The organism is Geodermatophilus sp. SYSU D00705, assembly GCF_054050135.1.
Window position 1 is genome coordinate 130901 of sequence record NZ_JBJGYT010000004.1, and the last position, 13554, is coordinate 144454.

At 75.2% G+C, this 13554-nt stretch carries 13 protein-coding genes; 4 read left to right on the forward strand and 9 right to left on the reverse strand.

Annotated features, from left to right (window positions below):
- Positions 1-62: 62 nt before the first annotated feature.
- Positions 63-1769, reverse strand: a complete 1707-nt coding sequence (gene ilvD, locus ACI78Q_RS04865; protein ID WP_456922188.1) for a dihydroxy-acid dehydratase — start codon at positions 1767-1769, stop codon at positions 63-65.
- A gap of 88 nt (positions 1770-1857) precedes the next feature.
- Here ilvD and ACI78Q_RS04870 point away from each other — a divergent pair, with 88 nt between their 5' ends.
- Positions 1858-2679 carry a helix-turn-helix transcriptional regulator gene (locus tag ACI78Q_RS04870; RefSeq protein ID WP_456922189.1) on the forward strand — a complete coding sequence of 274 codons (822 nt, stop codon included), beginning with the start codon at positions 1858-1860 and terminating at the stop codon, positions 2677-2679.
- 24 nt (positions 2680-2703) lie between these two features.
- Positions 2704-3081, forward strand: coding sequence for a PH domain-containing protein (locus ACI78Q_RS04875; protein WP_456922190.1), 378 nt, complete (start codon positions 2704-2706; stop codon positions 3079-3081).
- A gap of 6 nt (positions 3082-3087) precedes the next feature.
- On the opposite strand, the gene ACI78Q_RS04880 is transcribed toward ACI78Q_RS04875, so the two are convergent.
- On the reverse strand, positions 3088-4041 hold the full coding sequence (locus ACI78Q_RS04880) for a 2-hydroxyacid dehydrogenase (protein WP_456922191.1): 954 nt from the start codon (positions 4039-4041) through the stop codon (positions 3088-3090).
- Between the two features lie 50 nt (positions 4042-4091).
- On the opposite strand from ACI78Q_RS04880, the gene ACI78Q_RS04885 reads away from it, so the two are divergent.
- Positions 4092-5255 (forward strand): PQQ-dependent sugar dehydrogenase, encoded by a 1164-nt coding sequence (locus ACI78Q_RS04885; protein WP_456922192.1) that lies wholly within the window; start codon positions 4092-4094, stop codon positions 5253-5255.
- A gap of 227 nt (positions 5256-5482) precedes the next feature.
- Here the strand turns inward: ACI78Q_RS04885 and gatB are convergent, their stop codons facing one another.
- Genes gatB through gatC form a run of 4 tightly spaced genes read right to left on the reverse strand, consistent with a single transcriptional unit; the run spans position 5483 to position 9016 of the window.
- Entirely contained in the window at positions 5483-6982 is a 1500-nt protein-coding gene (gene gatB / locus ACI78Q_RS04890) for an Asp-tRNA(Asn)/Glu-tRNA(Gln) amidotransferase subunit GatB (protein ID WP_456922193.1), read from the reverse strand.
- Entirely contained in the window at positions 6979-7158 is a 180-nt protein-coding gene (locus ACI78Q_RS04895; RefSeq protein WP_456922194.1) for a hypothetical protein, read from the reverse strand. Before ACI78Q_RS04895 ends, gatB begins: the two co-directional genes overlap by 4 nt.
- On the reverse strand, positions 7155-8702 hold the full coding sequence (gatA, locus tag ACI78Q_RS04900) for an Asp-tRNA(Asn)/Glu-tRNA(Gln) amidotransferase subunit GatA (protein ID WP_456922195.1): 1548 nt from the start codon (positions 8700-8702) through the stop codon (positions 7155-7157). The genes ACI78Q_RS04895 and gatA overlap by 4 nt, the downstream gene beginning before the upstream one ends.
- Positions 8699-9016, reverse strand: a complete 318-nt coding sequence (gatC, locus tag ACI78Q_RS04905) for an Asp-tRNA(Asn)/Glu-tRNA(Gln) amidotransferase subunit GatC (RefSeq protein ID WP_456922196.1) — start codon at positions 9014-9016, stop codon at positions 8699-8701. The genes gatA and gatC overlap by 4 nt, the downstream gene beginning before the upstream one ends.
- Positions 9017-9230: 214 nt before the next feature.
- On the opposite strand from gatC, the gene ACI78Q_RS04910 reads away from it, so the two are divergent.
- Positions 9231-9914 carry an ACT domain-containing protein gene (locus ACI78Q_RS04910; protein WP_456922197.1) on the forward strand — a complete coding sequence of 228 codons (684 nt, stop codon included), beginning with the start codon at positions 9231-9233 and terminating at the stop codon, positions 9912-9914.
- A gap of 6 nt (positions 9915-9920) precedes the next feature.
- Here ACI78Q_RS04910 and ACI78Q_RS04915 read toward each other — a convergent pair whose 3' ends face one another.
- From ACI78Q_RS04915 to ACI78Q_RS04925, 3 genes are read right to left on the reverse strand one after another with little or no spacing between them, the layout of a single operon-like run.
- Positions 9921-10292 (reverse strand): DUF4440 domain-containing protein, encoded by a 372-nt coding sequence (locus ACI78Q_RS04915; protein ID WP_456922198.1) that lies wholly within the window; start codon positions 10290-10292, stop codon positions 9921-9923.
- A complete protein-coding gene (ligA, locus tag ACI78Q_RS04920; RefSeq protein ID WP_456922199.1) occupies positions 10285-12465 on the reverse strand; it encodes an NAD-dependent DNA ligase LigA in 2181 nt (726 codons plus the stop codon). The genes ACI78Q_RS04915 and ligA overlap by 8 nt, the downstream gene beginning before the upstream one ends.
- Positions 12466-12522: 57 nt before the next feature.
- A complete protein-coding gene (locus tag ACI78Q_RS04925) occupies positions 12523-13554 on the reverse strand; it encodes a methionine synthase (protein WP_456922200.1) in 1032 nt (343 codons plus the stop codon).

Sequence of the window (13554 nt, forward strand, 5' to 3'; positions counted from 1 at the left end):
TCGGGGTGAGGGCCGCTCCCCGACCCCGACCCGCAGTCAGGGCCGGGGAGACCGGCCGGGGATCACCCGCAGATGGCGCCCTGCGCGGCGGAGCCGACGAGCTTGGCGTACTTGCCCAGGACGCCGGTGGTGTAGCGCGGCGGCAGCGGCTGCCAGCTCTGCCGGCGGCGGTCCAGCTCCTCGGCGTCCACCAGCAGGTCCAGGGTCCGGGCGGCGAGGTCCAGGCGGATCGGGTCGCCGTCCTGCACGAGGGCGATCGGGCCGCCGTCGGTGGCCTCGGGCGCGACGTGGCCGACGCACAGCCCCGTCGTCCCGCCGGAGAACCGGCCGTCGGTCAGCAGCAGGACGTCCTTGCCCAGGCCCGCGCCCTTGATGGCGCCGGTCACGGCGAGCATCTCCCGCATGCCGGGGCCGCCCTTGGGGCCCTCGTAGCGGATGACCACGACGTCGCCGGCCTTGAGGGTGCCCTCGGTGACGGCGTCCATCGCGCCCTGCTCGCCGTCGAAGACGCGTGCGGTGCCCTCGAAGACGTCGGCGTCGAAGCCCGCGGACTTCACGACCGCGCCCTCCGGCGACAGCGAGCCGCGCAGGATGGTCAGTCCGCCGGTCTTGTGGATCGGGTTGTCCATCGCGTGGACGATCGTGCCGTCGAGGTCCGGCGGGGCGATCTCCGCGAGGTTCTCGGCCATCGTCTTCCCGGTCACGGTGAGGACGTCGCCGTGCAACAGGCCGGCGTCGAGCAGCGCGCGCAGCACGACGGGGACGCCGCCGACGCGGTCGATGTCGGTCATCACGAACCGGCCGAACGGCTTGACGTCGGCCAGGTGCGGGGTGCGGTCGCCGATCCGGTTGAAGTCGTCGAGGGTCAGGTCGACCTGCGCCTCGTGCGCGATCGCCAGCAGGTGCAGGACGGCGTTGGTGGAGCCGCCGAGCGCCATGACCACCGTGATCGCGTTCTCGAACGCCTTCTTCGTCATGATCTGGCGGGCCGTGATGCCCTGGCGCAGCAGGTTGACCACGGCCTCGCCCGAGGCGACCGCGAAGGCGTCGCGGCGGCTGTCGGGGGCCGGCGGCGCGGCGCTGCCCGGCAGGGCCATGCCCAGCGCCTCGGCGACGCTGGCCATGGTGTTGGCCGTGTACATGCCGCCGCAGGAGCCCATGCCCGGGCAGGCGGCCTTCTCGATGGCGTCGAGGTCCTCGCGGGTGATCAGCCCGCGGGCGCAGGCGCCGACGCCCTCGAACACGTCGATGATCGTGAGGTCGTCGCGGTCGCCGAGCTTCCCGGGCAGCGTCGACCCCGAGTACAGGAAGACGCTGGCCAGGTCGAGGCGCGCGGCGGCCATGAGCATCCCGGGCAGGGACTTGTCACAGCCGGCCAGCAGCACCGAGCCGTCGAGCCGCTCGGCGAACATGACCGTCTCCACCGAGTCGGCGATGACCTCCCGCGAGACCAGCGAGGCGCGCATGCCCTCGTGGCCCATGGAGATGCCGTCGGAGACCGAGATCGTGCCGAACTCCAGCGGGTAGCCGCCGGCCGCGTGCACGCCCTCCTTGGCCCGCTTGGCCAGCCGGTCCAGGGAGAGGTTGCAGGGGGTGATCTCGTTCCACGACGACGCGACGCCGATCTGCGGCTTGTCCCAGTCGTCGTCCCCCATGCCGACCGCGCGGAGCATGGCGCGGGCAGGGGCCCTGGTGATCCCGTCGGTCACCTCGCGGCTGCGGGGCTTGACGTCTGCGGTGGTGGTGGGGCGGTCCTCGACGCTCGTCACGTCCGCCGAGCGTAGGCCGCGGCACCGACGTGGACGAGGACACCATTGATACTGGTACCGACACCACCACCGAGCCGCAGGAGACCGCGTGCCGCCGTCCGCCCGCCGCGAGCTGGCCGACTTCCTCCGCTCGCGCCGTCGGCAGGTCGACCCCCGCGCGGTCGGGCTGCCCGCCGGGGGCGCACGGCGCACCCCCGGGCTGCGCCGCGAGGAGGTCGCGCTGCTGTCCGGCGTCAGCCACACCTGGTACACGTGGCTGGAGCAGGGCCGGGACATCCGCGCGTCCCGGCAGGTGGTCGAGGCGCTGGCCCGCACGCTGCGCATGTCCCCGGCCGAGCGCGAGTACGTGCTGCGGCTGGCCGGTCACGGCGGCGCGGCGCCGGAGGCAGCAGCCCACGGCATCCCGGCCCACGTGCAGCGGCTGGTGGACGCCCTGGGCAGCTCCCCCGCCTACGTGATCACCGCGAGCTGGTCGATCGTCGGCTGGAACCGCGCCTACGAGCGGCTCTACCCCGGGGTGGCCGCCGTGCCGGCCGCCGACCGGAACCTGCTGTGGCTGGTGTTCACCGACCCCGCGGTGCGCGCGCTGCTGGGCGACTGGACCACCGACAGCCGGCGCTTCCTCACCCAGTTCCGGGCCGAGGTCGGCCCCCGCCTCGCCGACCCCGACGTCGTCGACCTGGTCGCGCGGCTGGAGGCGGCCAGCCCGCACTTCCGCGCCGGGTGGGCCAGCCACGACGTCGACCGGTTCAGCTCCGGGGAACGGCGCTTCGAGCACCCGGAGGTGGGGACGCTGCTGCTGGAGCACCACCAGCTGACCCCGGCCGACGCCCCCGGGCTGCAGCTGGTCGTCTACACCGCGGCCGAGGGCAGTGACGCGGCCGCCAAGCTGGCCGCCATGACCGGCTGACCCGGTCTGGGACACTCGGCAGACGTGGCTGCTCCCGTCCGCATGCGGATGAGCCGGACGGCGTTGCTCCCGGTCGTCCTGCTCCTCGTGTGCGCCGTCCCGCTGGCCTTCGCCGCGACCTGGACGCTCGTCGTCCTGCTCGTGCCCCTCCTCGTCGCCGCCTGGGTGCTGCGCGTCGGTGTCGACGTCAGCGACGACGCCGTCACCGTGCGCTCGATGGTCGGGCAGCGCCGGGTGCCGTGGTCCGAGCTCGCCGGGATCCGGGTGGGCCGCCGCAACGACCTCTGGCTGGTCACCACCGGCGGCACCGAGGTGCGCCTGCCGGTGCTGCGCACCCGCGACCTCCCGCGGCTGGCCGCCCTCTCCGGCGGGCGCATCCCCTCCCCCGACCCGGCGGCCTGACCCGCCTCAGTACGCGTCGACGACGTTGACCAGCGGTTCCCCGGCGAGCACGCGGGCGATCTGGTCGACGACGGCGACGCCGGCACGCTCGTTGGTCGCCGGCACGTTCCCGGCGACGTGCGGCGTCAGCAGCAACCCGGGCGCCGACCACAGCGGGTGCCCCTCCGGCAGCGGCTCGGGGTCGGTGACGTCCAGCGCCGCCCGCAGCCGACCGGACCGCAGCGCGGCCAGCAGGGCGCCGGTGTCCACGACCACCCCGCGCGCGGCGTTCACCAGCAGCGCGCCGTCGGCCATCGCCGCGAGGAAGTCCGCGTCGACCAGCCCGGTGGTCTCCGGCGTGACCGGCACGATCACCACCACGACGTCGGCCTGCGGCAGGAGCCGGGGCAGCTCCTCGGTGCCGTGGACGCCGGCGCGCGCGGTCCGGGCGACGTAGGTCAGCTCGACGTCGAAGCCGGCGAGCATCCGCCCGACGGCCCGCCCGATGTCGCCCGCCCCGACGACGAGCACCCGTGCGCCGACGACGGTGCCGAACGCGGCGGGCGACCAGCGGCCGGCGTCCTGCTCGCGGACGAAGTGCGGCAGCCCGCGCTGGGCGGCCAGCACCGCGGCCACCACCCACTCCGCGGTCGACGGCGTGTGCGCGCCCCGCGCGTTGCACAGCGCGACGCCCTCGGGCAGCCGGCCGACGAACTTCTCCGCGCCGGCGCTGAGCAGCTGCACCAGCCGCAGGCGGGGCAGCGCCGCGGCGAGCTCCAGGTCCGCTCCGCCGCCCCCGCGCGGCACCCACACCTGAGCCTGGGCGGCCTCGCCGCTGGGCACGTCGCCCGGGTCCAGCCGGTGGGCGCGCACGCGGGGGGACACCGCCTCGACCGCGGTGGCCAGCGCCCGGGAGGGGACGAGCACGTGCAGCGTCTCGTCCTCGCCGACGACGTACGAACCGGTGATCTCGGGGGCCACGTGGTCCGACACTAGGCCCACGCCCAGCCGGCGCACGTACTGTGCTGGGGGTGAGCCGGCGGCACGGGAGGCGGGGACGGCGGCTGGCCGGTGCCCTGCTGCTGACCGCCGTCCTGGCCGGGTGCGGGAGCGACGGTTACGAGCCGGCGGGCCCCTTCCGCCCGCTGCCCGAGGACCCGCCGCCGCAGGTCGGCCCGCCCACGGAGACCACACCCCCACGCGGCCCCGGCGACCCGGCCGACCCCGGCTCGGGCGAGCAGGGCGGCGACCCGAACGTCGTCGCCTCCGGCCTGACCGTGCCCACCGGCCTGGTGGTGCTGCCCGACGGCTCGGCGGTCGTCGGCGAGCGCGACAGCGGCCGGCTGTTCCAGGTGTTCCCCGACCGCTCCCCCGCCCAGGAGCTCATGACCGTCACCGGGATCGACCCCGCGGGCGACGGGGGCCTGCTGGGCCTGGCGCTGTCGCCGACCTTCGCCGAGGACGGCCTGCTCTACGCCTACGTCTCCACCGCGACCGACAACCGGGTGGTCCGCTTCCCCCTCGGCGGGACGCCGAACCCGGTGCTCACCGGCCTGCCCCGCGGCGAGACCCGCAACGGCGGCGGGCTGCTGTTCGGCGCCGACGGCACCCTCTACGTGGGCACCGGCGACACCGGCAACGCCGCCCTGGCCCAGGACCCGGCGTCACTGGGCGGCAAGGTGCTGCACGTCGACGTCTTCGGGCAGCCGGTCGGCGGCGGGCCGGTGTACAGCAGCGGGCACGGCAACGTCACCGCCCTGTGCAGCGACGGCGCCGAGGGCCTGTTCGCGACCGACGACGCGGTCGACGGCCCCGACGCGTTCGACCGGGTCGCGGAGGGCGGTGACGCCGGCTGGCCGCAGCCCGGCCCGGACAGCCGCGAGCCGGTGCTGGAGATCCCCGGCCCCGACGGCGGCCTGGGCGGCTGCGCGGTGTCCGGCCGCACCGTCTTCCTCGGCGCCCTCGACGGCCGGCGGGTGCACGCGGTCGAGCTGGACGCCGGCGGCACACCCGTCGACCAGCCCACCGACTTCCTCGCCGAGCGCTACGGCCGGCTGCGGACCGTCGTCCTCGACGCCGACGGCGCGCTGTGGATCACCACGTCGAACCGCGACGGCATCGGCACCCCCGTCGAGCAGGACGACCGGGTGCTCCGCGTGCTCCCGCCCGGCGGCTCCGGCGACTCCCCGCTGTGACGCTCTGACACCGTCGGCCTACCGGCCGACACCGTGACACCGCGGTCCTCCGGACCGCACCGCGGCCACCTGCCGTCCCCGGCGGACGCGGAGCCGCTGCCCGTGGCCCGGTCGGAGACCCTCCGGGCCCCGCGACCGGTCCACCCCGGTGGGGTGCCGTCCCCGGCTGCCGAGGCACTCCACGACCCGGCCCGGCGCCGTTCCCGTGCCGCCGAGCCGTTCCGGCGTCAGCCGGGGAGGACGCGCTCCTCGAGCATGCGCTTGACGGTGGCGGCGTCCGCCTTGCCGCGGGTGGCCTTCATGACCGCGCCGACCAGCGCGCCGAGGGCCTGCACCTTGCCGCCCTGCACCTTGGCGACGACGTCCGGCGCGCCGGCGATCGCGGCCTCGACCGCGGCGACCAGCTCGTCGGACTCGCCCATGACGGCCAGCCCGCGGGCCTCGACCACCTGCGCGGGGTCGCCCTCGCCGGCCAGGACGCCGTCCAGCGCCTGCCGGGCCAGCTGGTCGTTGATGGTGCCCGCGGAGACCAGCCCCGTCAGCTCCGCGACCTGGCGGGGGGTGATGGCCAGCTCCGACAGCTCGACGCCGGCGTCGTTGGCCCGGCGGGCCAGCTCGCCGAGCCACCACTTGCGGGCATCGGCCGGGGTGGCACCGGCGGCGACGGTGGCGTCTACCAGGCCCAGCGCACCGGCGCCGGTCAGCCAGCCCATCTCGGTGGCCGACAGCCCCCACTCCTCCTGCAGCCGCGCGCGGCGGGCGGCCGGCAGCTCGGGCAGCTCGGCGGCGAGCTTCTCCACCCACTCCGCGTCCGGTGCGACGGGGACCAGGTCGGGCTCGGGGAAGTACCGGTAGTCGGTCGCCTCCTCCTTGCTCCGCCCGGCCGAGGTGGTGCCGGTGTCCTCGTGGAAGTGGCGGGTCTCCTGCAGCACCCGCCCGCCGGCGTCGAGGACGGCGGCCTGCCGGCGCATCTCGAAGCGCACCGAGCGCTCCACCGACCGCAGCGAGTTCACGTTCTTCGTCTCGGTGCGCGTGCCCCACTCCAGGCTGCCGATCGGCGCCAGCGAGGTGTTCACGTCGCAGCGCAGGCTGCCCTGCTCCATCCGGACGTCGGAGGCGCCGAGGGTCTGGATGATGTCGCGCAGCTCGGTGACGTACGCGCGGGCCACCTCGGGGGCCTTGGCGCCGGCACCGGGGATGGGCCGGGTGACGATCTCGACCAGCGGGATGCCGGCGCGGTTGAAGTCGACCAGCGAGTAGTCGGCACCGTGGATCCGCCCGGTCGCGCCACCGACGTGCAGGTTCTTGCCGGTGTCCTCCTCGAGGTGCACCCGTTCGATCTCGACCCGGTAGGTCTCGCCGTCGACCTCGACGTCGAGGTGCCCGGCGGTGCACAGCGGCTCGTCGTACTGACTGGTCTGGAAGCCCTTGGGGATGTCCGGGTAGAAGTAGTTCTTCCGCGCGAACCTGCACCAGCCGGCGATCCGGCAGCCCAGTGCCAGCCCGATGCGGATGGTCGCCTCGATGGCGGCGGCGTTGGCCACCGGCAGCGAGCCGGGCAGGCCGAGGCACACGGGACAGGTCTGGGTGTTGGGCTCGGCGCCGAAGGTGGTGGCGCAGCCGCAGAACATCTTCGACGCGGTGCCCAGCTCGACGTGGGTCTCCAGGCCGATGACCGGCTCGTAGCGGGTGAGGACCTCGTCGTAGTCCACCAGGGTCTCGGTCATGAGGGGGTGTTCTCCTTCGGGCCGGTGCGACCGGTCATCCACGCACCGACCGCGGTCAGCAGGCCCAGGACGATGAAGACGGCGAAGAACGCCTCGCCGGTCGCGATCCAGCCGATCAGGCCCACGAGGACGACGAACGCGGTGAGGGCCCAGGCGGCCTTGAGGGGACCGTTCACGCCTCGGCCCCCGCGGTCGTCGTCCGCTGCGCCAGCTCGTCGAGCAGCCGGTGCCCGCGGGCGGCGTCCAGGGCGGCCTCGACGGCGGCGGCGACCCGGTAGCAGCGGTCGTCGGCCAGGGCCGGCGCCATGACCTGGAACCCGACCGGCAGCCCGTCGGACAGCCCGCAGGGCACCGAGATGGCCGGCAGCCCCGCGAGGCTGGCCGGCAGCGTGCACAGGTCGGCGGCGTACATGGCCAGCGGGTCGTCGACGCGGGCGCCGATGGGCCACGCCACGGTCGGGCTCGTCGGGCTGACCAGCACGTCGACGTCGTCGAAGGCGGCGGTGAAGTCGCGGGTGATCAGCGTGCGGACCTTCTGCGCCTGCCCGTAGTAGGCGTCGTAGTAGCCGGCCGACAGCGCGTAGGTGCCCAGGATGATGCGGCGCTTGACCTCCGCGCCGAAGCCCTGGTCACGCGTCAGCGACATGACCTCGTCGAGGGAGTGGGCGCCGTCGTCGCCGACCCGCAGGCCGAACCGCATGCCCTCGAAGCGGGCCAGGTTCGACGAGGCCTCGCTGGGGGCGATGAGGTAGTACGCCGGCAGGGCCAGGTCGAACGACGGGCAGGAGACCTCGCGGACGTCGGCGCCCATGCCCTCGAGCAGCGCCACGGTCTCCTGGACCCGGGCCAGCACGCCGGCCTCGTAGCCGTCGGTGTGCCCGTCGCCGCCGAGCTCGCGGACGACGCCGACCCGCAGCCCGGCCAGCTCGCCACCGGCACCCTCGGTGGCGGCCTTCACCAGCACCGGGACGGGCGCGTCGATGCTCGTGGAGTCCCGCGGGTCGTGCCCGCCGATCGCCTCGTGCAGCAGCGCTGCGTCGAGCACGGTGCGCGCCATCGGGCCGGCCTGGTCGAGGCTGGAGGAGAAGGCGATGAGGCCGTAGCGCGACACCGCGCCGTAGGTGGGCTTGTGCCCGACCAGGCCGGTCACCGCGGCCGGCTGGCGGATCGAGCCGCCGGTGTCGGTGCCCAGCGCCCACGGGGCGAGGCCGCCGGCGACCGCGGCGGAGGAGCCGCCCGAGGAGCCGCCCGGGATGCGGTCGGTGTCCCAGGGGTTGCGGGTCGGCCGGTAGGCGGAGTTCTCCGTGGAGGAGCCCATCGCGAACTCGTCCATGTTGGTCTTGCCGAGCAGCACCGTGCCGGCGTCCTTGAGCCGCGCGGCGACGGTCGCGTCGTACGGCGGCCGCCAGCCCTCGAGGATCTTCGAGCCGCTGGTGGTGGGCACGCCCTCGGTGACGAAGACGTCCTTGAGCGCGACGGGCAGGCCGGCCAGCGGGCCGAGCTCCTCCCCCGCGGCGCGGGCGGCGTCGATCTCCCCGGCGCGGGCCAGTGCGGCGTCCGGGTCGACGTGCAGGTAGGCGCCCAGTACGCCGTCGGCGGCGGCGATCCGGTCGAGGTAGGCGCCGGTCAGCTCCACCGAGCTGAGCTCACCCGCGGCGAGCCGGCGGCCGAGCTCCGTGGCGTCGAGGGCGGTGAGGTCGCTGTCCACCGGGGCGCTCACTCCTCCTCCCCGAGGATCTGCGGCACCCGGAAGCGGTCGTCCTCCGCGGCCGGGGCCTGGGCGAGGACGACGTCCCGCGGCAGGCACGGGGTGACGACGTCGGGGCGCGTGACGTTGGTCAGCGGCACCGCGTGGGTCATGGGCGGGACGTCGGCCACGTCGGCCTTGCCGACCTGCGCCACGGCGTCGAGCACCGCGGACAGCTGCCCGGCGAAGTGGTCGAGCTCGTCGTCGCTGAGGGCCAGCCGGGCCAGTCGCGCCAGGTGCGCGAGGTCCTGCCGCCCGAGGGACTCCTGCGGGGAGGGGGTGCTCACTGCGGTGGGGACTCCACTTCGGTGGTGCCTTCCGAGGCCGCTCGCGACCAGGGAACCAACCCCGCCACTGTACGTGGGCCGCCTCCGGCACCGTCCGGCGGCGACGTCGGCCGGCGGCGCGCCCGGGGGTGTCTCGACCGCCGACGGGTCGATGGGGGAAGCTGGTCGCCCGCGATCGACGGAGATCGGCCCGTACCTCGAACCGGAGGGACCCGTGTCCTATCTCCTGCGGCTGGTCGTCCCCGACCGCCCCGGCATCCTCGGCGCCGTGGCCACCGCGCTCGGCACGGCCGGGATCGACATCGTCTCGGTCGACGTGCTGGAGCGCGGCGGCGGGGTCGCGGTCGACGACATCGTGGTGGACCTGCCCCCCGGCCGCCTCCCCGACAGCCTGATCACCGCTGCGCAGGCGGTGGAGGGCGTCGAGGTGGAGTCGCTGCGGCCGTTCGCCGGGCCGCTGGACACGCACCGCGAGTTGGAGCTGCTGGAGTCGCTGGCCCGGGCGGCGACCGATCCCCCCTCCACCCTCGCGGTCAAGCTGCTCGCGGCCGAGCTGCCCCGCGTCTTCCACAGCGGCTGGGCGGCCGTGCTGCACGGTGAGGACGAGGGAGGCCCGTGCGAGGTGCTCGCCGCCTCCGACGCGGCCCCCAGCTTCGAGGGCATGCCACTGCCGTGGCTGCCGCTGCCCACGCCCCGGCTGCTGCCGAGCGAGGACGACTGGTTGCCCGCGCGCTGGCGGGAGATGGCCATCGAGATGATGGCGACCCCCTTCGGCAGCCCGCGGACGGCGGTGGTGCTGGGCCGCTCGGGCGGCCCGGCCTACCGCCGCTCGGAGCTGCTGCGGCTGGTGCACCTGACCGGGATCGCCGCCAGCGTCGCCCACCTGCCACCGCTCTGACGCCGCTCAGCGTGGCGTCTGCTGGTGGAACGCGAGCCTCCAGCCGCCGTCCCGCCGGACGTACACGCTGCTGATCAGCGCGGAGTACGGCGGGACGCCCTCCCGCCGTGCGACCACCCCGTAGGTGACCAGTCCGGAGTCGGGCGACAGCCGTCGGACGACCGTGCCCTCGAGCCTGTACGAGCTCCACGGCGGGCCGCCCATCGCGGCCAGCACGGTGGCGCGGTCGTCCAGCCGCATGCCGCCGGGCAGGAGCATCTCCACGGCGTCGTCGAGCACGCGGTCGTAGAAGGCCAGCGCCTGCTCCGGGGAGGTCGACAGCGCCTGCCAACCCCGCTCCTCCAGCGCGGCGAGGTCGTCGTCGACCGGCTCAGGCATCGGTGCCCTCCCCCGCCGGCTCGCTGCCGTCGCCGGTGGTGGCCACCGCGCGGGCCGCCTCGGGCCCCTCCTCCAGCAGCACGCGGAAGCCGTCGTCGTCCAGGATCGGCGCCTTGACCTGCACCGCCTTGTCGTACTTGCTGCCGGGATCGGCACCGACGACGACGAAGCCGGTCTTCTTGCTCACCGACCCGGTCACCTTGCCGCCGCGCTCCTGGATCGCCGCGATCGCCTGGTCGCGGCTGAGGTCGCGCAGCGACCCGGTGACGACGACGGTGACCCCGGTCAGCGGACCGGGGCCGGCGTCCTCGCCCTCGTCGGCCATCCGGACGCCGGCCGCCCGCCACTTCTCGACGACCTCGCGGTGCCAGTCGACGGCGAACCAGTCACGCACCGACCGCGCGATGGTGGGGCCCACGCCGTCGGCCGCCGCGAGCTCCTCCTCGGAGGCCTCCGCGATCCGGTCCAGCGAACGGAAGTCGCGGGCCAGCGCCTGCGCCGCGGTGGGGCCGACGTGCCGGATCGACAGCGCGACCAGCACCCGCCACAGCGGGACCTCCTTGCGGGTCTGCAGGTTGGCCAGCAGCTTGCGGCCGTTGGCCGAGAGGGTGCCGTCCTTCTTGGTGAAGAAGTCGGTGCGGCACAGCGCCTCCTCGTCGAGGGTGAACACGTCGCCCTCGTCCTGCAGGAGGCAGCTCTCCAGCAGCGCGATCGCCGCCTCGTACCCGAGCACCTCGATGTCGAAGGCACCCCGGCCGGCGACGTGGAACACGCGCTCCCGCAGCTGCGCCGGGCACGACCGGGCGTTGGGGCAGCGGATGTCGGCGTCCCCCTCCTTCTCCGGGCGCAGCTCGGTGCCGCACTCCGGGCAGTGCGTCGGCATGACGAACTCGCGCTCGTCGCCGGTGCGGGCGGCGGCCACCGGGCCGAGCACCTCGGGGATCACGTCGCCGGCCTTGCGGATGACGACGGTGTCGCCGATCAGCACGCCCTTGCGCCTGACCTCGCTGGCGTTGTGCAGCGTGGCCAGCTGCACCGTCGACCCGGCGACCTTGACCGGCTCCATGAACGCGAACGGGGTGACCCGCCCGGTGCGCCCGACGTTGACCCGGATGTCGAGGAGCTTGGTGGTCGCCTCCTCCGGCGGGTACTTGAACGCGATCGCCCACCGCGGGGCGCGCGAGGTGGACCCGAGCCGCCGCTGCAGGGCGACCTGGTCGACCTTGACGACGACACCGTCGATCTCGTGCTCGACGGAGTGCCGCTGCTCCCGGTACCGCTCGATGTAGGCCCACACGCCCTCGAGGTCGTCGACCACCTCGTACCGGTTGCTCACCGGCAGGCCGAGCTCGCGCAGCCGGTCGTAGGCGGCCGACTGGCGCTCGAGGGTGAACCCCTCGCGCGCGCCGAGGCCGTGCACGACCAGCCGCAGCGGCCGGGACGCGGTGACCCGCGGGTCCTTCTGCCGCAGCGAGCCGGCGGCGGCGTTGCGCGGGTTGGCGAACGGCGCCTTGCCGGCCTCGACCATGCCCGCGTTGACGTCGGCGAACGCGGCGACCGGGAAGTAGATCTCGCCGCGGACCTCCAGCAGCTCGGGCACGTCGTCGCCGGTGAGCTGCTGCGGGACGTCGTCCATGGTGCGGACGTTGGCCGTGACGTCCTCGCCCGTGACGCCGTCGCCGCGGGTCGCCGCCCGGACCAGCCGGCCGCGCTCGTACAGCAGCGCCACCGCGACGCCGTCGACCTTGAGCTCGCACAGGTAGGCCGCCGCGTCGCCGACCTCGCGCTCGATGCGCCCGGCCCAGGCGGAGAGCTCGTCGCTGCTGAACGCGTTGTCCAGGCTCTGCATCCGCTCCCGGTGCTGGACCGGGGCGAAGGTCGCGGTGAAGCCGCCGTTGACCTTCTGGCTGGGCGAGTCGGGGGTGACCAGCGCCGGGTGCCCGGCCTCGATGGCCTTGAGCTCCCCCATCAGCTCGTCGTACCGGGCGTCGCTGACCAGCGGCGCGTCCTGCACGTAGTAGGCGAAGGCGTACCGGTCGAGCTCCTCGGAGAGGTCCCGGTGGCGGGTGCGCGCCTCGTCGGGGACCTCGGTGAGGTCCTCCCGGTCGGTGGCCGCAGCCACCTCGGGCGCGTCGACCAGCGGCTCGTCCAGCGGCTCGGCTTCGGTGGTCACGACCGAACGGTATCCGCCCGGTCCGACAGCGAACCGGCGCTCACCCGGCCGTGTGCGTCACTCTGGCAGCAGGTACCGGGCTGCCTCGCGCACGTGGGTCATCACCGACCGCGCGTAGCCGGGGGTCGCCCCGGCCAGCCCGCAGGCCGGCGTCAGCGTGACCGCGGTGTGCAGCCCCTCCACCGGGAAGCCCAGCTCCCGCCACCACGCCTGCAGCCGGGAGGCGGTCGCCCTCGGCGCGGGCAGCGTCGCGTCGGTACCGGGGACGACGCCGGGCAGGAGGTGGGTGCCGGCCTCGACCGCGGTGCCGATGGCGTCGAGGTCCTGGACCAGACCGAGGTCGAAGGAGACCGCGTCGGCGCCGGCGGCCCGGAACAGCTCCAGCGGCGCGCGGTCGGCGCAGCAGTGCACGACCACGGGCACGTCCAGCGCGCCGATGACGGCGGCGAGCTCCTGCTCGACGACGGCCGCCTCGACCGCCGGCAGCCGGCCGAAGCCGCTGACCGTGGGCAGCGCCCCCTGCAGGACGGCGGGCACCAAGGGCTCGTCGAGCTGCACCACGACCCGCGCGCCGGGCACCCGGGCGGTGACCGCGGCGACGTGCTGCGTCACCCCCTCGGCCAGCGACTGCCCGAGGTCGCGGCGGGCGCCGGGGTCGACGACGGCGCGGTCCCCGCGGGTGCGCTCCAGCCCCGCGGCGAGCGTCCACGGACCGGCCACCTGCAGCTTGAACGGCCCCTCGTAGGCCTCGGCGACGTCGTACAGGGCGTCCAGGTCGCGGGCCAGGAACTCCTCCGCCCGGCGCTGGTCGACGCCGGGGCGCGGGACCAGCCGCCAGCCGGCCGGCGTCAGCTCCACGGCGATCTCCACCAGCAGCGCGGCGCCGCGGCCGACCAGGTCCGCGCCGGCGCCGCGGCCGGGCAGCTCGGGCAGGTGCGGGAAGTCGGGGAGCTCACCGGTCACCGTGCGCAGCGCCTCGGCGGGGTCGGTGCCGGGCAGCGAGCCGACCCCGGTCGCCGGCCCCCAGGACAGCGGCCCGGGATCCGGGGTGGGGTCGCTCGGCGAGGCGGGATCGGTCGGCGAGGCCAC

Coding starts and splice junctions, on each gene's coding strand:
- ACI78Q_RS04915 (WP_456922198.1), bottom strand. CDS start 10,292: ATGCCTGAGCCGGTCGACGACGACCTCGCCGCGCTGGAGGAGCGGGGT.
- gatB (WP_456922193.1), bottom strand. CDS start 6,982: ATGACCGAGACCCTGGTGGACTACGACGAGGTCCTCACCCGCTACGAG.